Annotated in this window: 16 protein-coding genes and 1 pseudogene; 7 read left to right on the top strand and 10 right to left on the bottom strand. The window is 58.2% G+C overall.

Annotation, left to right across the window (positions count from 1 at the left end; genetic code table 11):
* Nucleotides 1-12: 12 nt before the first annotated feature.
* The 4 genes from Q1J88_RS07475 to purN all read right to left on the bottom strand — a co-directional run bounded on the left by Q1J88_RS07475 (nucleotide 13) and on the right by purN (nucleotide 5,873).
* Nucleotides 13-2,415, bottom strand: a complete 2,403-nt coding sequence (locus tag Q1J88_RS07475) for a UvrD-helicase domain-containing protein (protein ID WP_301116981.1) — start codon at nucleotides 2,413-2,415, stop codon at nucleotides 13-15.
* Nucleotides 2,412-3,620, bottom strand: a complete 1,209-nt coding sequence (locus Q1J88_RS07480; protein ID WP_301116982.1) for a fatty acid desaturase — start codon at nucleotides 3,618-3,620, stop codon at nucleotides 2,412-2,414. Before Q1J88_RS07480 ends, Q1J88_RS07475 begins: the two co-directional genes overlap by 4 nt.
* 209 nt (nucleotides 3,621-3,829) lie before the next feature.
* Nucleotides 3,830-5,053, bottom strand: a complete 1,224-nt coding sequence (locus tag Q1J88_RS07485; RefSeq protein ID WP_324216287.1) for an RsmB/NOP family class I SAM-dependent RNA methyltransferase — start codon at nucleotides 5,051-5,053, stop codon at nucleotides 3,830-3,832.
* Between the two features lie 157 nt (nucleotides 5,054-5,210).
* Nucleotides 5,211-5,873, bottom strand: a complete 663-nt coding sequence (gene purN / locus Q1J88_RS07490; RefSeq protein WP_301116985.1) for a phosphoribosylglycinamide formyltransferase — start codon at nucleotides 5,871-5,873, stop codon at nucleotides 5,211-5,213.
* 47 nt (nucleotides 5,874-5,920) lie between these two features.
* Here purN and Q1J88_RS07495 point away from each other — a divergent pair, with 47 nt between their 5' ends.
* Genes Q1J88_RS07495 through dut form a run of 5 tightly spaced genes read left to right on the top strand, consistent with a single transcriptional unit; the run spans nucleotide 5,921 to nucleotide 11,977 of the window.
* A complete protein-coding gene (locus Q1J88_RS07495; protein ID WP_301116987.1) occupies nucleotides 5,921-6,886 on the top strand; it encodes a bifunctional riboflavin kinase/FAD synthetase in 966 nt (321 codons plus the stop codon).
* Nucleotides 6,876-9,710 carry an isoleucine--tRNA ligase gene (gene ileS, locus Q1J88_RS07500; protein ID WP_301116989.1) on the top strand — a complete coding sequence of 945 codons (2,835 nt, stop codon included), beginning with the start codon at nucleotides 6,876-6,878 and terminating at the stop codon, nucleotides 9,708-9,710. Before Q1J88_RS07495 ends, ileS begins: the two co-directional genes overlap by 11 nt.
* The gene (gene lspA / locus Q1J88_RS07505; protein ID WP_301116990.1) at nucleotides 9,703-10,245 is read left to right on the top strand and encodes a signal peptidase II; all 543 of its coding nucleotides are present in this window, start codon (nucleotides 9,703-9,705) and stop codon (nucleotides 10,243-10,245) included. Before ileS ends, lspA begins: the two co-directional genes overlap by 8 nt.
* A gap of 16 nt (nucleotides 10,246-10,261) precedes the next feature.
* Nucleotides 10,262-11,464 carry a bifunctional phosphopantothenoylcysteine decarboxylase/phosphopantothenate--cysteine ligase CoaBC gene (gene coaBC, locus Q1J88_RS07510; RefSeq protein ID WP_301116991.1) on the top strand — a complete coding sequence of 401 codons (1,203 nt, stop codon included), beginning with the start codon at nucleotides 10,262-10,264 and terminating at the stop codon, nucleotides 11,462-11,464.
* A gap of 51 nt (nucleotides 11,465-11,515) precedes the next feature.
* Nucleotides 11,516-11,977 (top strand): dUTP diphosphatase, encoded by a 462-nt coding sequence (dut, locus tag Q1J88_RS07515; protein WP_301116992.1) that lies wholly within the window; start codon nucleotides 11,516-11,518, stop codon nucleotides 11,975-11,977.
* Nucleotides 11,978-12,024: 47 nt separating this feature from the next.
* On the opposite strand, the gene Q1J88_RS07520 is transcribed toward dut, so the two are convergent.
* From Q1J88_RS07520 to clpS, 5 genes are all read right to left on the bottom strand, one after another.
* Nucleotides 12,025-12,642, bottom strand: a complete 618-nt coding sequence (locus tag Q1J88_RS07520) for an ABC-type transport auxiliary lipoprotein family protein (RefSeq protein ID WP_301116993.1) — start codon at nucleotides 12,640-12,642, stop codon at nucleotides 12,025-12,027.
* Nucleotides 12,643-12,652: 10 nt separating this feature from the next.
* The gene (locus tag Q1J88_RS07525) at nucleotides 12,653-14,344 is read right to left on the bottom strand and encodes an MlaD family protein (protein WP_301116994.1); all 1,692 of its coding nucleotides are present in this window, start codon (nucleotides 14,342-14,344) and stop codon (nucleotides 12,653-12,655) included.
* Between the two features lie 12 nt (nucleotides 14,345-14,356).
* Nucleotides 14,357-15,592, bottom strand: a complete 1,236-nt coding sequence (locus Q1J88_RS07530; RefSeq protein WP_301116995.1) for a paraquat-inducible protein A — start codon at nucleotides 15,590-15,592, stop codon at nucleotides 14,357-14,359.
* A gap of 128 nt (nucleotides 15,593-15,720) precedes the next feature.
* Nucleotides 15,721-18,042: an ATP-dependent Clp protease ATP-binding subunit ClpA gene (gene clpA / locus Q1J88_RS07535; protein ID WP_301116996.1), complete on the bottom strand. Its 2,322-nt coding sequence runs from the start codon at nucleotides 18,040-18,042 to the stop codon at nucleotides 15,721-15,723.
* A gap of 169 nt (nucleotides 18,043-18,211) precedes the next feature.
* Nucleotides 18,212-18,535, bottom strand: coding sequence for an ATP-dependent Clp protease adapter ClpS (gene clpS / locus Q1J88_RS07540; RefSeq protein ID WP_301116997.1), 324 nt, complete (start codon nucleotides 18,533-18,535; stop codon nucleotides 18,212-18,214).
* A gap of 180 nt (nucleotides 18,536-18,715) precedes the next feature.
* Between clpS and Q1J88_RS07545 the strand changes: the two genes are divergently transcribed.
* Nucleotides 18,716-18,961 (top strand): cold-shock protein, encoded by a 246-nt coding sequence (locus tag Q1J88_RS07545; RefSeq protein WP_301116998.1) that lies wholly within the window; start codon nucleotides 18,716-18,718, stop codon nucleotides 18,959-18,961.
* Nucleotides 18,962-19,142: 181 nt separating this feature from the next.
* A complete protein-coding gene (locus Q1J88_RS07550; protein WP_301116999.1) occupies nucleotides 19,143-19,532 on the top strand; it encodes a DUF192 domain-containing protein in 390 nt (129 codons plus the stop codon).
* 104 nt (nucleotides 19,533-19,636) lie between these two features.
* Here Q1J88_RS07550 and Q1J88_RS07555 read toward each other — a convergent pair.
* Nucleotides 19,637-20,140: pseudogene (locus Q1J88_RS07555) on the bottom strand (3-oxoadipyl-CoA thiolase); the annotation flags it as partial.

Below are 20,140 nucleotides of genomic sequence, written 5' to 3' on the forward strand. Positions count from 1 at the left end.
GGTTCATCTGGATTACGGGTTTATCTCGAGCTTTGCCACACCCAGCGCAAGTGTCTTGGTACCGACGTCCCGAAACTGAATTTGCGCCTGCGAGTCCTGCCCCGCGCCGCTGAGCCCGATGATGATGCCTTCGCCGAACTTGGCGTGACTTACGCTTTGGCCAATTCGGAAATGCTTGTCGCCCACAGTTACCCCACTGGTAACCGAACGCGGTGCCCGTGGAGCAATCCCTCCGGTTGGGGGGCGACCGTAGGCATCGGAACGGCGCCAATTGGCCTGACCCCAGGCCTCGGAAGGCAGAGTAGAAGCTTCACGGGGCGACAACCACTTCAGATGCTGCTCGGGAATCTCGTCCAGAAACCGTGAGCGCATCGCGTATCGGGTCTGCCCGTGCAGCATCCGGCTTTGCGACAGCGTCAGATAGAGGCGCTCGCGTGCCCTTGTGATGGCCACATACATCAGGCGCCGCTCTTCTTCCAGTCCGGCTGCCTCGAGAAGGCTGTTTTCGTGCGGAAATAAACCTTCTTCAAGTCCGGTGATAAATACAGAGTCGAACTCGAGCCCTTTGGCCGCATGTACCGTCATGAGCTGAACCGCGTCCTGACCAGGCTGAGCCTGATTGTCTCCGGCTTCGAGCGATGCATGAGAAAGAAATGCTGCAAGCGGGGACATCGCCAGCTCGACTTCGGGCAGCGCAGCAGCAGTGCCCAAAACGGCTTGCGAACCGAGTTCTTGCGAATCAGGAGTTTGTGAATCGGACGTCTGTGAATCGAATGCTTGTGACCCGGATGTTTGCGAGGCTGGAATGCCGGCACCCGATACGTTTGATACCGCGGCGGTGGAAAGTGCGCGTTCTATCAGCAAGCCTGCAGGGAGTCCTTCTATGTTCTCTTCGACGCAGAACACTGTGGCGGCGTTGATGAGCTCCTGAAGGTTCTCGAGTCGCTCTGCACCCTCTTTCTCGGCCTGATAATGGGCGCGCAGTCCGCTGTGGTGGATGACATGTTCGATCAGTTCGGGCAGCGACAGGATCTGCGCCTCGTGAGCCATGCCGGCAATCAGTTCGGCAAATTTGGCTAGATTGGAGCCGCCTTTACCCGACATATATGGCACGGCACCGTACAGGCTGGTGCCTCGTTCGCGAGCCAGGTCGGCCAGCTGCTCGAGTGTTCGAGCACCGATGCCGCGAGTCGGGAAGTTCACCACACGCAGCCACGAGGTGTCGTCGTGCGGATTGTCCATGAGGCGCAGATAGGCGAGCGCATGCTTGATTTCTTGCCGCTCGAAAAAGCGTAGTCCCCCGTAGACCTTGTACGGGACCCCACTTGAAAAAAGCGTGTGCTCGATGACCCGGGACTGCGCATTGCTCCGATACAGAACCGCTATTTCGTGGCGCAGGCTGCCGTCGTTGATCAAGGCCTTGATCTCGTCGACCACCCATTGGGCTTCCATCAAGTCGGATGGCTGCTCGATGACACGGACAGGCTCACCCTCACCTTGGGCTGTCCAGAGGTTCTTGCCCAGCCGCGCGCTGTTATGCGCAATGAGTGCGTTGGCCGCATCGAGAATATGCCCATGCGAGCGATAGTTCTGCTCGAGCCGTATCACCGCTCCGTGTGCGTAGTCGCGCTCGAACTCGGACATATTGCCAACGTTGGCGCCCCGAAACGCATAGATGGACTGATCGTCATCACCAACGGCAAACACACAGGCGCCTCCACCAGCCAGCAGGCGCAACCATTTGTACTGCAGCGTGTTGGTGTCCTGAAACTCGTCGACCAGAATATGGCGAAAGCGGCGCTGGTAATGCTCGCGCACCGGGCCGTTACGTTGCAACAGCTCGTATGCCCGCAGCAAGAGCTCGGGAAAGTCGACCACGCCCTCTCGCTCGCATTGTGCCTGATACATGCTATAGATCTCGACCAGGCGTCGGTGATGCGGGTCGTTCGCCGGCACTACGTCGGGACGAAGGCCCTCTTCCTTGGCTCCGTTTATGAAGCGCTGCACATCACGCGGGGGATATTTTTCGTCGTCGATGCCGGCGCCCTTGATGAGGCGCTTGATTGCCGACAGCTGGTCGGCGGTATCGAGGATTTGAAAAGTCTGCGGCAAATTCGCATCACGATGATGCGCCCGCAACAATCGATTGCAGAGCCCGTGAAAAGTGCCCACCCACATGCCCCGCGTATCCAGCGGCAATAGAGCAGACAGGCGCGCCAGCATTTCGCGTGCAGACTTGTTCGTGAACGTAACCGCCAGCAATCCATAGGGACTGGCCTGGCCTGTTTGAATCAGCCAGGCCATGCGAGTGGTCAGTACGCGGGTCTTGCCGCTGCCCGCGCCGGCAAGTACCAGCGCGTGTTGGGGAGGGAGGGTGACTGCGGCTTTTTGTTCGGGGTTTAGCTGGTCGATCATGCCGCGTAGCGGCGGAGACGATATGCGAACTGCTCGAGTCCTTCAATGCCGCTTTGTTGCGCGCGCTGGCACCAGGCCTGCAAGTCGTTACGCAATTGTTCGCTGGTGGCGCTGGAGCTTTCCCACAGGCGAACCAGTTCGCGACGCATCTGTACGACAGTGGAAAGGGCCTGGTTCTGGGCCAGGACGGTGTCGATTTCGGCACGTTGGGCTGGCTCGAGGTATTCGTCGTCGGCACCAAGAACGCGTTTGATGCGGCTGAGCTGGCGCCAGCGGCAGTCTTCGCTGCCTTTCTTGCGCAAGGGTCGCAACTTGGCGAGTTCGTCAGACGCGGCTTTTTTGATGACGTCGGTGTAGCGCGCAAGAATCTCGTAACGGTGTTGAATGACGCCTTCGAGCGTTTTAAGACTGACAGATTGGGCGGCCGGCTCGAGCTTGAGCTTGGGTGCCACGCGGCGGACCTTGGCCAGGCGGAAGAAGCTGAGCACCTTGATATAGCCCCAACCGATGTCGAGTTCCCACCACTTGGCCGAGAACTTGGCCGATGTGCCATACGCATGATGGTTGTTGTGGAGTTCTTCACCACCAATAATGATGCCCCACGGGAAAACGTTTGTACTGGTGTCGGGGCTGGCGTAGTTGCGATAGCCCACGTAATGGCCCAGGCCGTTGACGACCCCTGCCGCCCAGAACGGAATCCATGCCATTTGAATGGCCCAGACGGTAAGACCCAGGACACCGAACAGCGCAATGTCGATGACCAGCATGATCATGATGCCAAGCAGGCTGTGTTTGGAGTACAGATTGCGCTCGAGCCAGTCGTCGGGAGTACCGTAGCCAAAACGCTTGAGGGTTTCGGCGTTTGCGGCTTCTTCGCGATACAGTTCGGCACCACGGAAAAACACTTTGCCAATGCCGTAAACCATTGGCGAATGCGGATCGCCCTCGCGTTCACATTTTGCGTGGTGCTTGCGGTGAATGGCCACCCATTCTTTGGTAACCATGCCAGTAGTGAGCCACAGCCAGAACCGGAAGAAATGCATGACGGCCGGATGCAGGTCGAGCCCCCGGTGCGTTTGGCTGCGATGCAAGAACAGCGTGACGCCCAGGATGGTGACATGGGTAAGACCAAGGGTAACGAGCGCAACCTGCCACCAGGAATACTGAAGCAGACCGCCCGCCAGAAAAGAAAGAATAGTGTCCATAACCGCTTAAATAAGACCTCGTAAGGCCCCTAGTTGAATATCCAGTAGATTCTAACGTAGATGCGAGTATTCTGACAGGAAAGTTTCAAAATAGTTTTTGAGGAAAATCAAGGACATGGCCTCACGACGCGGCAACGAAACGCACTGAAACGACTGTCGGGTCCACGAGGGTATCCCTTCACAGCGCCCATGTAGCCCCGCTACAGCCGTTATCCGGCCCTTTGCATGACCGCAGCGAAGAACCCGTCGGTGCCATGAATGTCGGGACGCATTGAAAAGTACGGGCCCTCAAACGTCAGGTTCTTGCAACGGTCCTTCAGGATATCGTTGGCATCCAGTAACTCAAAGGCTGGATTTGCAGCCAGAAAAGTTTCGACCTGATGCTGATTTTCTTCTGGCAGCACACTGCAGGTGGCATAGACCAGGCGGCCCCCGGGCGCCACACAGGCGGCTGCCTGTCGCAAAATGCGTGCCTGCAGCACTTTGAGCTCTTCAAGCGACTCCGGATGTTGTCGCCACTTGAGGTCGGGATTGCGTCGCAATGTGCCCAATCCGCTGCAGGGCGCATCCACCAGCACACGATGCGCTTTTCCGCGCAAGCGCTTCACCCGCTGGTCGTTTTCAGGGCTGATGACCACCGGAACAATGTTCGACAGGCCGCTGCGTGCGAATCTTGGTTTGGCGCGAGCCAGGCGCGCCGCGGACACATCGAATGCGTACAGGCGTCCGGTAGACCGCATGAGCGCACCCAGAAGCAAGGTCTTTCCACCCGCGCCCGCGCAGTAATCAATGATCATTTCTCCACGCCGCGGCCCCATCAAGGCCGTCAGCAGTTGGCTGCCCTCGTCCTGCACCTCGATCACGCCGCGCTCAAACAGCTCCCAGCGATTGACCGGTGGCCTGCCCTGTATACGGATTCCCCACGGAGAGAACGGCGTCGGCTGGGGATCAAACCTGGCAGCCGGACCTTCTTGCAACGTTCGCAAGACATCATCCCGCTCAGCCTTGATGGAATTGACGCGAAGATCCAGAGGTGCCGACTGGTTCAGTGCCTCAACCAGTCCTTCGACATCATCCAGGACGGCCATCCGCTCCATCAGCCAGTCGGGCACGCTCCAGCGCACCTCGGGCGCCAGCGTTTCCACGCGGATGCTGCGTACGTGCGCCAGCCAGTCCTTTTCGTCCGGCGTCAACGCCTCGTCCAGCTTGGCAGGATCGAACACGGTGCTGAGACCGAGAATGGCAAGGCGCCGGGTCGATGCACCCGATCCACTTTGCGCATACTGCCTATACCGCCTCAAATGCCTGAGAACGTCGAAAACCCCATCTGAAAGTTCGACCCGGTCACGCCCGCCCAGTTTGGGATGCGCTCGAAGCCACCGCGACAAAATGGCATCGGCCGGGTACTGCCACTGCAGGATCTCGCCCAGCACCTCCTGCACCTGCTGTATGCGGGCACCGGCAATGACAAACGGTCTGGATGCACCCGGCGATCCCGATCTCGCGCGGGCTGAGGTGGAGCGAGAGTCGGCCTTCCCCTTGGGGCCTTTACGTGCTTTGTTCATATCTACCTTAATGCGTCTTGCCGCCTCATGACGGCAAAGTGAATGCGCGACAGTCAACACCATCGACGTGAACCCGCTGCATGGCGTCCAGTCGGACTCGTCCTTCAGCCAGCCACTGCACCACATCGGCGTAGACGATGTGCTCGAGTTCAAGCAGGCGGTTTGCGAGCATGTCAGGCGTGTCGCCCGAACGGACGGGAACCACGCCTTGGGCAATGATCGGCCCGTGATCCAGAACAGGTGTCACGAAATGCACGGTGCATCCGTGCCACTGCACACCAGTGGCCAACGCCTGCTGATGCGTATGCAGGCCTGGAAACGCAGGCAACAGCGATGGGTGTACGTTTACCAGCCGGCCATTGAATCGTTCGACAAAACTTTCGGTCAGAACCCGCATGAAGCCCGCAAGCAATACGTAATCAGGTTTGTAAGAGTCAATGGCATTAGCCAGGGCAGCGTCAAACTGCTCACGCGAAGCATACTCCTTATGCGGCACCGCTACCGCCTCAAGCCCCTGTTCCCGTGCCCAGTCCAGCGCGGCAGCCTGGGTATTGTTCGATACTACGGCCACCACTTCGCCGGGAAGTTTTCGATCACGCAGCGCTTGCACGATGGCCCGCATATTGCTGCCGCGGCCCGACACCAGCACGACAAAACGGCGGCGCAAAGAAGTATTTGATGCAGACAAGGTCGTTTTTCCAGAGTAACGCAACGTAAAATTGTAAACTCTCGGGTGTGAAACCCTCATTCAAGATTTACCGGCACCTTCCCCGTCACGACACCCAGCGTCCAAGCGCCGTCACCATCGGCAATATGGATGGGGTGCATCGTGGTCATCAAGCAATCATTCGACGGGTCGTGCAAGAGGCCGAGCAGAGATCCCTTGCTCCGACTGTCATGACGTTTCAGCCGCATCCCCGTGCGTATTTCGCACAACGCGGGCAACGTCCCGAGCTGATTCCCACCCAGATCAGCAGTCTTCGCGACAAGGCCTGGGCCCTGCAAAAGCTGCAGGTCCGGCAACTGGTGCTGCAGCGCTTCAACCAGCGCCTCGCCGATATGCCTGCGGAGGCCTTCATTGAAGAGCTGCTGGTTCACGGCCTGCAAACCCGTTGGCTTCTGGTGGGTGAAGATTTCCGATATGGTCACAAGCGCATGGGGGATGTCGCTCTGTTGCGCCGCGCGGGCCGCCGCTACGGATTCATCGTGGAAACGCTGTCGGACGTGGTGGACGAGCACGGCTATCGTATCTCAAGTTCCGAAGTGCGCACCGCTCTGGCGGTAGGCAACCTGGAACGTGCCGAACGGCTGCTGGGACACACTTACCGAATCAGCGGCCACGTGATTCACGGCCAAAAGTTGGGTCGCAGTCTGGGCTATCCCACCCTGAACATTCGCGTTCCGACCCTTTGCGCCGCGCGATCGGGTGTTTATATCGTCCGCGCGCACGGCCTGGCAGACCATCCCTTGAACGGCGTGGCCAGCCTGGGGGTCAGGCCCACGGTTACCGATTCGGGACGCATCATGCTCGAGGTCCACTTGCTGGACCGGCATATCGATGCATACGGTAAACTCACGCAAATCGAGTTCCTTCAGTACCTACGGGACGAAGAAAAATTCCCCGACCTTCCTGCAATGATCGCCGCCATCGATAACGATGCGCAAAGCGCTCGAGATTATTTTGCGCTCCATGGACTATAGAAACACTTTAAATCTGCCCGAAACCCCTTTTCCGATGCGGGGCGACCTTGCCAAGCGTGAACCACGCTGGGTTGCCGAGTGGGAAGAGAACAAAGTGTACGAAGCCATTCGCCAAGCCAGTCAGGGCCGACCCCGATTCGTGCTGCACGATGGTCCTCCGTACGCCAACGGCGACATTCACATTGGTCACGCAGTCAACAAGATTCTGAAAGACATCATTGTCAAAAGCCGCAACATGGCGGGCTACGACGCGCAATACGTGCCGGGCTGGGATTGTCACGGCATGCCGATCGAAATTCAGATCGAAAAGAAGTATGGCAAGAACCTGCCCGTGGCAGACGTGCAGGCCAAAGCCAGGGCCTATGCACTGGAACAGATCGAACGCCAGAAAGCCGACTTCAAGCGTCTGGGTGTTCTGGGAGACTGGAACAAGCCTTACCTGACCATGAACTATGCCAACGAAGCCAACGAGCTTCGCGTTCTGGCGCGCATCATGGAAAAAGGCTTCGTCTTTCGCGGCCTCAAACCCGTCAACTGGTGTTTCGACTGTGGCTCCGCTCTGGCAGAGGCCGAGGTCGAATATGCCGATCGTAAAGACCCGGCCGTTTATGTCGCGTTCCGATTCGATGAGCCGGCGAAAGTCGCGCATGCCTTCGGATTGTCCGAGATCGAAGACGGAGCGGTCGTCATCTGGACCACGACTCCCTGGACCTTGCCGGCCAACCAGGCCCTTAACGTTCACCCTGAAATTGAATATGCCCTGGTCAGGCTGAACCAGCCTCGCGCTACCGGCTCTCTGCTGCTTGTAGCCGCCGAGCTGGTTGAAAGTTGCCTGGACGCCTGGCAGCTCGAGGGCAAGATCATCGCCAAAGCTCCGGGTGCAGCATTGGCCAATCTCGAATTCCGCCATCCTCTCTACGATGTCGACGCGGGGTATCAACGCACGGCCCCGGTTTACCTTGCAGACTACGTGTCGCTGGAGGCAGGTACCGGCGTCGTTCACTCGTCTCCCGCTTATGGTGTAGACGACTTTATTTCCTGCAAGGCGCACGGACTGCGGGATGAAGACATCATCAACCCGGTCATGGGCAACGGTGTTTACGCGTCAACCCTTCCCCTGTTCGGCGGCCTGCACATCTGGAAGGCCAACCCCGAGATAGTCAAGGCGCTGGAATCCGCGGGCTCGCTGCTGAACATCAAGATGCTGTCGCACAGCTATATGCATTGCTGGCGCCACAAGACGCCCATCATCTATCGTGCGACCAGCCAATGGTTTGCCGGCATGGACCGCGTACCCCGGCAAGGCAAGACGCTGCGCGAAGCGGCACTTGAAGGCGTCGAACAAACCGAGTTCTATCCTGCCTGGGGTCGTGCGCGCCTGCATGCCATGATTGCCAACCGTCCCGACTGGACATTGTCGCGTCAACGGCAATGGGGTGTCCCCATGGCGTTCTTTGTCCATAAGGAAACAGGCGAACTGCACCCACGCACCATCGAACTGCTCGAGCAGATTGCGCAGCGCGTCGAGAAGGAAGGTATCGAAGCCTGGCAGTCGCTGGACCCCAGAGAGTTTTTGGGTGACGAAGCGGATCAATACGTCAAGAATCGCGACACCCTGGACGTGTGGTTCGATTCCGGCACCACGCACGCCACCGTTCTGGGCGGCCAGGACAACGACTTCGAGGGTTCGCACGGCGACCTCCTGAAGTGGCCCGCCGACCTGTATCTTGAAGGCTCGGATCAGCACCGGGGCTGGTTCCACTCTTCGCTGCTGACAAGCTGCATGCTCTATGGCCGTCCGCCGTACAAGGCGTTGCTCACCCATGGTTTTGTGGTGGACGGTGACGGGCGCAAGATGAGCAAGTCGGTAGGCAATGTCGTTGCACCCCAGAAGGTTTCTGACACACTGGGCGCCGAGATCCTGCGATTGTGGACGGCGTCCACCGACTACTCCGGTGAGCTGTCCATATCCGAAGAAATCCTCAAGCGTGTAGTAGAGGGTTACCGTCGCATTCGCAATACACTCAAGTTCCTGCTTGGAAACCTGAGTGATTTTGATGCGTCACGCGACTCGGTTGGGCTCGATTCCATGTTCGAGATCGACCGCTACGCGCTGGCCATGACTGCGCAGATGCAGGCCCAGACGCTCGAAAACTACAAGCGCTTTGAGTTTCATCCTGCTGTCGCGCGCCTGCAGGTATTCTGCTCCGAAGATCTGGGTGCCTTCTACCTGGATATTCTCAAGGACAGGCTCTATACCACGGCGCGAGATAGCGTGGCGCGTCGCTCAGCCCAAACAGCCGTGTTTCATATCACTCACGTGCTGCTCAAGCTCATGGCTCCGATCCTGTCGTTTACCGCCGAAGAAGCCTGGAAGGATCTGCACCAAGGCAAGGTCAAGACTATCTTCACCGAACTCTTTCACGCTCTGCCCGATCAGGTTGACTCCTTGGCCCTCATTGACAAATGGGCTCGCCTGCGTGCCATACGTGCAGAGGTCATGCGGCGGATCGAAGAAGTGCGAAGCGCCGGACATATCGGTTCGTCCCTGGATGCGGAGATCGACCTTCATGCCGACGGCGATGATTACGAAGTGCTGACGTCGCTGCAGGACGACCTGCGATTTGTGCTGATCGTGTCAAGGGCCAACGTACATCGCGGTTCCGGTGAGCTTCGGATCGAGGTGACTCCCACTGCGCATGCCAAATGTGAACGTTGCTGGCACCATCGTGCCGACATCGGACATGACGAACAGCACCCCACCCTTTGTGGCCGCTGTGTCAGCAATTTGTTCTCGACTGGAGAGGTGCGGCGCCATGCCTGACCAGCGCGGGTCCAACGAAACCGCAAGTGCCAGATCCACCTTGATTCCACGACGGTTCTGGAACTGGTTACTCGTTGCCATCGCGATCATCATTGTTGATCAGCTGACCAAAGTATATTTCGATGGCAATATGAGCTACGGGGAACGTTGGCCTGTGCTGCCGTTCTTTGACTTCACGCTGCTGTACAACCCGGGGGCCGCCTTCAGTTTCCTTGCGGGTGGGCAGGGCTGGCAACGCTGGCTATTTACCATTATTGCAGTCGGTGCCGTCGGGCTCATCCTTCATTTGCTTCGCCGATATCCGGAGCAAATCCTGTTCGGTACGTCCCTTTCCCTTATTCTGGGCGGTGCAATAGGAAACCTGATCGATCGCGTGCTTCACGGCCATGTCGTGGACTTTCTGCTGTTCTACTGGCGCGACTGGCACTTCCCGGCGTTCAACGTCGCCGATATGGCCATAACGTTCGGCGCAATCCTGCTTATACTTGACGAAATCCTGCGGATACGGCGCGAGCGCCGACGCAAGACGGCTTAGTACCCAGGAAAACACCATGCCCGACCTTGACCAACAACGCTTCGTGCTGGGCCTGACAGGCGGCATCGCCTGTTATAAAAGTGCCGAACTGCTGCGTCGCATGCAGGATCACGGCGCCGACATCGACGTTGTCATGACCGAAGCCGCCACCCACTTCATGACCACCACCACCATGCAAGCGTTGTCGGGCAGGCCGGTGTATACCGATGCCTGGGATTCCCGTGTTTCCAACAGCATGGCGCATATCAGCCTTACACGTGGTGCCCGCGCTGTACTGATCGCCCCGGCCAGTGCCGATTTCATCGCCAAGCTTGCCCATGGCATGGCTGACGATCTGCTCTCGACACTGTGCCTGGCTCGTGGCGCCTGCCCCTTGCTGATTGCGCCGGCCATGAACCGCGAAATGTGGGAACATCCCGCCACGCAACGCAATGTCGCGCAACTGCGCGCTGATGGAGTCATGATACTGGGCCCGGGCACCGGCGATCAGGCTTGTGGCGAAGTCGGCGACGGGCGCATGCTTGAGCCGCAGCAATTGCTGCAAGAGATCATTGCCTTCGTTCAGCCCAAACCTTTGGCGGGCAAGACAGTTCTGATTACAGCGGGTCCTACCGCCGAAAAAATTGATCCGGTTCGCGTCATCAGCAACCGTTCTTCCGGCAAAACCGGCTACGCCATTGCCCGAGCGGCGTATGAAGCCGGCGCGAAAGTGATACTGGTATCGGGTCCCACTGCGCTTCCGGCACCTTACGGCGTGCCCCGAATCGAGGTTGAGACCGCTGCCCAGATGCATGCAGCAGTCATGAGCCAGGCGCGTTCCTGTGACGTCTTTATCGCCGTTGCAGCCGTGGCAGATTGGCACGTGGTAAATGCCAGCGATAACAAGATCAAGAAAACAGCGGCCAACCAGCCTCCTGCTCTGCAATTTGCGCCGAACCCGGATATTCTTGCCGAGGTAGCGCAAATGCCGGGCGGACCCTGGTGCGTCGGCTTTGCGGCCGAAACCGAAAGCCTGCACGACAACGCTCAGGCAAAACGGCAGCGCAAAGGTGTGCCCCTGTTGGTAGGTAATCTGGCTCAGGATTCGATGGGCGGCGATGCCACGACCTTTGTATTGTTCGATGATGACGGCATGGAAGAACTGCCCCGGCTCTCAAAAATCGAGGCCGCACGCAGACTGATCGACGCCATCGCAAAGCGGCTGCCCGATCGGGCCTAGACGCCTTCGCCTCACCCCTTCTCTACCCTTCATCTGCTCAAGGATCGACTTGTGTTCAGACGTATAGAAACCCGTATCGTGAACCCCCTGCTGGGAACCAGGATCCCTTTGCCGGCTTATGCCACGGAAGGCTCCGCAGCCATGGATCTGCGTGCCTGCATCGAAGAGCCGGTCGAACTGGCACCTGGCGGCCGTGTCCTGGTCAAGACTGGAATTGCCATCAATATGATGGACCCTGGATTGGTAGCAATAGTGGCCTCCCGCTCGGGCCTGTCATTAAAACACGGTGTTCGGGTCGCACAAGGCATAGGCGTGATCGACGCCGACTATCACGGCGAAATCGGCGTGATCCTGGCCAACGACGGCGAATCCACCTATGTGATCGAGCCGGGCGAACGCATCGCCCAGCTCATGTTCCAGCCGGTGACGCAGGTCGCCTTGCATTACGTGGATGAATTTTCAATTGAAACCGAGCGAGGCGCAGGCGGTTTCGGAAGTACGGGAAAAAGCTGACGGCTGCATAAAGCGTCGGTTGACCAATGAGCAGGCACCTTATGGGGTTAGACGCAGCCTTTCAATACGACGCCCTCGCCGGCTTCCAACGGCTGGCCCCGCAGCTTATTCGCCATCAGGCCGGCCAACTCGCTCAAGGCCTGCTGGTGCCCGGCCACCAGGCTCTCGACTCCCGGCCCGACGGGGACTTCGATGGTGGCGCTACAGATGGCATTCGGCCCCTTGGCACCGTTTCGCGGTGCCTGGCGCCAAGTCACGTCAAGTACCGCCACGCGCTCATATATCGAGTCGAAACGATTTACGGTCAGGCTGAGCATCCACAGGGGAAGATCCTTGGGTGCCGCCCTGGGCTCGACTTCCAGCGCGCCCAACCGTTGAGACAACTGATGAGACAGCGCATCGCGTATCTCTGAAGTAAGGGGCGCCGCCCACTGAGAATCGTTGAGCAAGGTCACTTCGGTGCTGCCCTGGCGACCAAGAACAATTTGAGGACGATCGACCTGCTGTGGCACCTTGACGGTCGACAGGTGTATGACAAAGCTTGCTTGCGCTGCCGGCGGGTTGCTCAACGCCGCGCCAGACAAGGTGTAGTACTGGCTTTGCGGCGTGCTGGCACACCCGGTGACAGTAATGGAGGCGGCGAGAATCAACAGTAAGCGTTTCATGATTTGTGTTTTATGGTGCCGGCAGCACATCTGCTGATCGACCCCGAATCAGTGCCGAAGGATGTGTCTGCAAATAGTCTCCCAAGGCCCGCAGCGATCTGGCGGCGCTTTGAAGCTCGCGCATGGTATCTTCGATGCCCGCATTCATGGGCGAGTCTGCGTCCAGCATGCCGTCAAGCTTGCCCAGAGTAAGCTTCAGGGTCTTCAGGGTATCACCCAGTTGCGGACCCACATTGCTCAAGCCATCCAGCACCCGGTGCAGCGACGCCAGGCTGCCTTGCAGGTCCTTGCCGATCTGATCAAGCGGTACCCGGTCGATCTTGGCAACCACGCTGCTCAACTGTTCCTGAAGCTTGTCGAAGCTGCCGGCCACAGTGGGTATGGTAAACGGATACGCCTTGAGATCTATCTCGGCGGGCTCGACGTCCTTCATGAAATCGAGCGCAATATATTGCTGGCCGGTCAACAGGTTGGCCGCCTTGATCTGCGCCCGAAGTCCATGCTTGATAAGAGGACCCAACAAGTGCGGTGCCGGATAACTGTCGGCCTTCTGCTCGTCTGACAAGCGGTCGTAGGCTCCGCCGAAACGCAACGGATAGAGATTCGCCTTGACCAGAACATGAAAGCGCTTTTCGTCCTCGTCGAACTCCAGATCGATGTCGTAGACTTCGCCCAGCTCCATGCCGCGAAAGTCGATGGGGGCACCCAATTTCAGACCACGTACTGACTGGCGGAAGATCATATCCACCCGGAACGGGGGGCCGTCGGGCTCTGCCATGGCCTCGGTTTCAGATTCGGCCAGCGCAAACGTGGCATCTTCGGGTGCCGGCTGCGTATTGAACGGGTTGGCCGACGCGAACGCCACGCCTCCGGCAAGGACCGCCGCCAAAGACCCTGTGCGTACCTCGACGCCCGAGGCATCCAGCGACACATTGATACCGCTAACGTTCCAGAAACGTGTATCACTGGTGATGAAGCGGTCGTGAGGAGCATCGATGAAAGCCTGGATCATGACCTGGCTGCCGTCTTCCGCCAAGCTGTACCCAATGATGCGGCCTACTTGTATGCGCCGGAAATAAACGGGTGAGCCAATATCGAGCGAGCCCAGATCCTTCGTCAGCAAGGTGACGCGGCGGCCCAACTGGCCGGTGGTGACTTCCGGTGGAGTTTCGAGCCCCTTGAAGAATGTGACCGTTTCGCCGTCGTCGAGATCATTGGGCGCATCGACGCTGATATATGCACCCGACAGCAACGTTCCCAGACCAGACACCCCACTTAGGCCCAGCCGTGGACGCACCACCCAGTAGCGGGCGGATTCCTGCGTATAGTACTTGGCACCGTCACGACTCAATTGGGCCTTGACCAGGACGCTTGAGCGGTCGTCTGCAATGCGGATGTCCTTGACCAGGCCCACAACCACATCCTTGTATCTTACCTTTGTCTGACCTACCTCGAGGCCTTCGGCAGACTCGAAACTGATCGTGACCACGGGGCCGGCACTGAGCCAATCACGTACCAGCAAGGACATTCCGACAAGTACTGCCACAAGCGGCACCAGCCAGATCCATGAAATGCGGGTGGGTTTTCGGGGCTTCACCGTGGGCGAGGCAGGCTGCGCGGCGCCCGCTGCTGAAGGCGTGTTGCCTGCAGGGCGACTGGCTTCGGATGAAGCAGAATTCGGTGATTGGTGATCACTGCTCATGCGGGTACCCATTCATGCACTGCGTCCGGCAGGATCGGCGAGCGCAGTGGCTGGTTCATTATTGGTCTCTGACGCCGGTGATGGTTCACCCGACCCTTGCGGATCGGCATCCCATCCCAGGCGAGGATCATAGCTCATGGCTGCAAAGATAGTCAGAATCACTACCGCGCCAAATGCCACGGCGCCCTCTCCCGCGCGGATCTGCGAGAAACCGGGAAAATTCGCCATGGCTGTCAACAGCACTACCACAAAGACATCCAGCATCGACCACTGGCCAATAAATTCGACCAGCTCGAACAACCGGGTGCGCTGGCGTTGAACAACCGGGCCGCGCCATTGGGCTCGAAGCATCAACACCGCCAGGGCCAGCAGTTTCGTAATAGGGACCGCAACACTGGCCACAAAAACAATAATGGCCAGGTCCCAGGACCCCATGCGCCAGAACTCGACCACGCCTCCGAGAATGGTATGAGAGGACTGGCCGGTGGGACCAAATATGTGCATGACCGGCAAGGCATTGGCGGGGATATAAGCAATGGCTGCCGCAATACATAATGCCCAAGTGCGAGAGAACGAGGCCGGTTTGCGCTTATGAACAGAAGCGCCACAGCGCCGGCAATCGCAGGACTGCCTTGCCGGCAGGTTCTGGACAAAACCGCAGGATTCGCATGCGGCATAGGGTTGCTCCAGGCGCAAATTGGCGCCGGACCGCTCAACAATATCGGCGTCTTCGGCGTAGCGCCAAAGACGCTGGGCTGACACCCGGCTCAGGGCCGTCAAGAAAAACACGGATATGACGCTGGCCCACAAGCCAACGCCAAAATCCACGGTGGCCAGGTCCACCAGCTTGACCATCGCCACCAGAATCGCCAGCAACATAACCGAGAACATGCTCCAGACGGAAATGACGTCGAGCATGCGCATGCCATAGGCAAAATCGGCGGGAAGTCGTCTTGTAACAATGGCGCGCAAGGCCCAGAACAAAAACAGTATCTGGCCCAACGGAAATGCAAACGCAAACAAGGCCGTTGCAACCGCTACCAGGATGTGCCCCTGCTGCCACGTCAGCCAGATCGCTTCGGGCAGCGTCGCCTGCACACTGAGTCCCTGGACGCGAAGCACAGCGACTGGAAAATAATTGGCGATGGCGAAGACAATGGCCGCGGCAACAGCCAAAGCCGACCATTGCGACAGGCCAAGACCGCTTTGCCGATACAGTACGTAGCCGCAGCGTACGCACGTAGCCATGCCTCCAGCCTCGATTGGCACCCGCTCATGCAACGTATCGCAATGACGGCACGCAATTAAGGGCGGGGCCATTTCAGACCCCGCCCTGTAAGGCCCCGCGGTCGGGACCAGAGACATTGTGACGCCGCTTAGTCAATGAGCTCGGCTTCGGAATCGACCGGGGGTCGATGCTTGGCCTTGGGCGCTTTGTTGTCCTTGATTTCGAGCTTGACCTTGCCCTGATCATCGAGATCAACATCAACGTGTCCACCATCTGCCAGACGTCCGAAGAGCAGCTCGTCGGCCAAGGCTCGACGGATCGTGTCTTGGATAAGCCGTTGCATGGGTCGCGCGCCCATCAGCGGATCGAAGCCCTCTTTGGCAAGATGGTCGCGCAGTGCCTGCGAGAAGCTGACTTCGACGCGCTTTTCGTGCAGCTGGTCTTCGAGCTGCATGAGGAACTTGTCGACCACCCGCAATATGACCTCGCGAGACAGCGGGGTAAAGCCGATGATGGCATCGAGCCGGTTACGGAACTCGGGCGTGAACATGCGCTTGATATCAGCCATTTCATCGCCCTTCTTGGACGGCGTCGCAAAACCGATAGAGGCGCGGTTAAGGGTTTCGGCTCCGGCGTTGGTTGTCATGATGATGATGACGTTGCGGAAGTCGGCCTTGCGCCCGTTGTTATCGGTAAGGGTCCCGTGGTCCATCACCTGAAGCAGGATGTTGTAGACGTCGGGGTGCGCTTTTTCGATTTCGTCGAGGAGCAGCACACAATGCGGCTGCTTGCTGATGGCTTCGGTGAGCAGGCCACCCTGATCGAAACCGACATAGCCCGGCGGCGCGCCAATAAGCCGCGACACTGCGTGACGCTCCATGTACTCGGACATGTCGAAGCGAAGCAACTCTACACCTAGCGTGAAGGCAAGCTGACGGGCCACTTCGGTTTTACCCACACCGGTGGGTCCGGAGAACAGGAAGGACCCAATGGGTTTGTCAGGGCGACCCAGGCCGGACCGGGCCATCTTGATGGAAGCAGCCAGCGCCTCGATGGCAGCGTCTTGACCAAATACCACCGTCTTGAGGTCGCGCTCGAGCGTCGCCAGCTTGTTGCGGTCGTCGTTGGAGACGCTTTGGGGCGGGATGCGCGCAATCTTGGCAACCGTTGCCTCGATTTCGCCCTTGCCGATGACTTTCTTCTGGCGTGAGCGTGGCAGCAAGCGCTGTGCGGCGCCTGCTTCGTCAATGACGTCTATCGCCTTGTCTGGCAAGAAGCGATCGTTGATATGACGTGCAGAAAGTTCGGCCGCAGCGGTAATGGCTGCCGACGAGTAACGAACACCGTGATGGGATTCGAAGTGACCCTTGAGGCCTCGCAGGATCTGGATGGTCTGCTGAACCGTTGGCTCGGCGACGTCGATTTTCTGGAAGCGACGCGACAAGGCGTGGTCTTTTTCGAAAATGCCGCGGTACTCGTTGTAGGTTGTGGCACCCAGGCACTTGAGCTGACCGGACGACAAGGCAGGCTTGAGCAGGTTGGACGCGTCGAGCGTTCCACCCGATGCCGAACCTGCACCGATGAGCGTGTGGATTTCGTCGATGAACAAGATGGCATTGCTGTTGTCTTTGAGCGACTTGAGCACAGCTTTGAGGCGCTGTTCAAAGTCGCCCCGGTACTTGGTACCGGCCAGCAAGGCACCCATGTCGAGGGCAAATACTTGCGCGTCGGCGAGTATTTCGGGGACATCGCCCTTGACTATGCGCCATGCCAGTCCTTCGGCGATGGCCGTTTTGCCGACACCCGCCTCGCCCACAAGCAAGGGATTGTTCTTGCGCCGGCGACACAACACCTGGATCACGCGTTCGACCTCGAGCTCGCGCCCGATCAACGGGTCGATGCGTCCCTGGCGGGCTTCAGCATTGAGATCGAGAGAGTAGAGTTCCAATGGCGATTTCTGCTGGTCGGATTTATGTTCGGCTTCGGAAGCCGGCTGTTGCTGCTTGACCGGTTCGGTCGGTGGCTCTTCGGGAGCCTTGGTAATACCATGCGACAAAAAATTTACGACGTCTAGACGGGTTACTCCTTGTTGAAGCAAGTAGTAGACCGCGTGCGAATCTTTTTCGCCGTACATGGCCACCAGCACGTTGGCGCCCGTGACGGTATTTTTGTTGGAGTTGCCCGACGAGACGTGCATGATGGCGCGTTGAATGACGCGCTGAAAGCCCAACGTCGGCTGCGTGTCGACCTCTTCTTCTCCTGGGAAGACCGGTGTGTTTTCAGCGATGAATTTGCGCAGATCCTGCCGCAGCGATTCGATATCGGCGGAGCATGCGCGCAGCACTTCGACAGCCGCTGCGTTGTCGAGCAAGGCAAGCAGTAAATGCTCTACGGTAATAAATTCGTGTCTGGCGGTGCGGGCCTCGACAAAGGCCATGTGCAGGCTGACTTCAAGTTCTTCAGAGATCACGCTTCCTCCATTGCATTACGAAGCGGATTAGCATTCGATGGTTCAATTCTATGACTAAAAGGCCCTACAGTTATCAGACCTCGGCCATCTCCGGGGGTTCCGTACTCTAACTATACCCGTACTCGCGGGCGATGAAAAACAGATTCAATCATTGGCTTTTAACGAAAGGTCAGGCATCGGGTGCAGGCTCCATGATGCATTGCAAAGGGTGCTGTCTGGCCTGAGCCAGCTGCATGACCATTTCGATCCGGGTAGCGGCTATGTCGCGCGGGTAAACGCCACATACACCGCGTCCTTCATGGTGTACCTTTAGCATAATATGTGCCGCCTCTTCTTCGGATTTTCCGAATACCCGGCGCAGCACATTGACAACAAATTCCATGGGTGTGTAGTCGTCATTAAGCATCACGACCTGGTACATCGGCGGCGGAGCGAGCCGACTTTTCTGGCTGTCCAGAACCGTGTCTTGGCGAATATCCGTATCAATTGCCATGTCTGATTCAATGTCAAATCTAAGTAATTACCATAGTTGACTATGGCGGGTGATGTTGCGCATTATCCTAGTATTCTGAGTGTTACAGCTATTTGATGGCATCCCCAGAATCGAAGGGTTTAGGTAGTTTCCCTTTGCTGTCGAGTTTCAACCCTACACTATAGTCGAGAGGCAGTACGCATGTCTGAACTAAGCACCCCCTCCTCTGAGGATACCCAAAAGCTGACTGGAACCGTCAAATGGTTCAACGACGCCAAGGGTTTTGGTTTCATTACTCCGGACAACGGCGGAGAAGATCTCTTTGCACACTTTTCTTCCATCCAGATGAACGGCTTCAAGACCCTCAAAGAAGGCCAGAAAGTAGCTTTCGAAATCGCGCAGGGTCCCAAAGGTAAACAGGCGCTAAATATTACGTCTGCCTCTTGAGTTCAACTCCTGGTAAACAACAACACTAAAACCGATGCTGAAACTAGCACCCTCAAAGAGGCCTTTCAGGCCTCTTTTTTTATCCATAAGAGCTTGGGTCGGGCGCGGTCTCAGCCAATTTTCTGGAAGCGCTGCCAGGGTCGGCACCGGCCTTGCCCTCACTGCGTTTTTGACAAGTTTAGTGCCCGCCACGCTAAGCGCACAAGGCCGTCTTTTACCCACGACCACGCTGCATTTGGCGGGCATACCGGCCTATGTGGAAATAGCCGCCACCCCCGAGGTCAGAAACCGCGGCTTGATGTTCCGCGAATCCCTCCCCCCTGACCACGGCATGTTGTTCGTATTCGACAACATGACCATGACGTGCTTCTGGATGCGCAACACGCCACTGCCCCTGAGCATTGCTTTCATCGACGAGGCGGGACGCATCATCAATCTGCGAGACATGCAGCCGTACAGCGAAGCAGACCATTGCCCAAAGCGCCCGATGCGATATGCACTTGAAATGCCCCAGGGCTGGTTTGATCGATACGGGATAAAAGCCGGGACACTTGTGGAAGGTCTGCCTTGAGCCAGCCAGGCCTGCCGGGCTGGCCTTGCGCTCATATAAAAAAGCGCGACTGAAAATCAGTCGCGCCTGAAGGTCGGGTTCTGTTCAGGGAACCTGCTTGACCGTTACACCCGTTCGAGGATGACGGCAATACCCTGACCGACGCCAATGCACATGGTGCAGAGCGCGTAGCGTCCGCCGGTGCGTTGCAACTGATTGACGGCTGTGAGCGCGAGGCGAGCGCCACTGGCACCCAAGGGGTGACCCAGAGCAATTGCGCCACCGTACGGATTGACCCGGGGATCATCGTCGGCGACGCCAAGCATGCGCAGTACCGCCAGGCCTTGCGAGGCAAACGCCTCGTTCAGTTCGATGATGTCCATCTGGTCGATCGTCAGACCGGCCAGGGCCAACGCCTTCTGGGAGGCTGGTGCGGGACCGATACCCATGATCCGGGGCTCGACACCTGCCGTGGCCATGGCAACGACACGTGCGCGGGGGGTCAGCCCCTGCTGCTTGGCAACTTCTTCGGATGCAAGCAGCAAAGCGCAGGCGCCGTCGTTTACTCCGGATGCATTACCGGCGGTAATGGTGCCATCAGGGCGTACGATCGGCTTGAGCTTGGCCAG

This window comes from Pusillimonas sp. (assembly GCF_029263785.1).
Lineage (GTDB): Bacteria > Pseudomonadota > Gammaproteobacteria > Burkholderiales > Burkholderiaceae_B > Pusillimonas.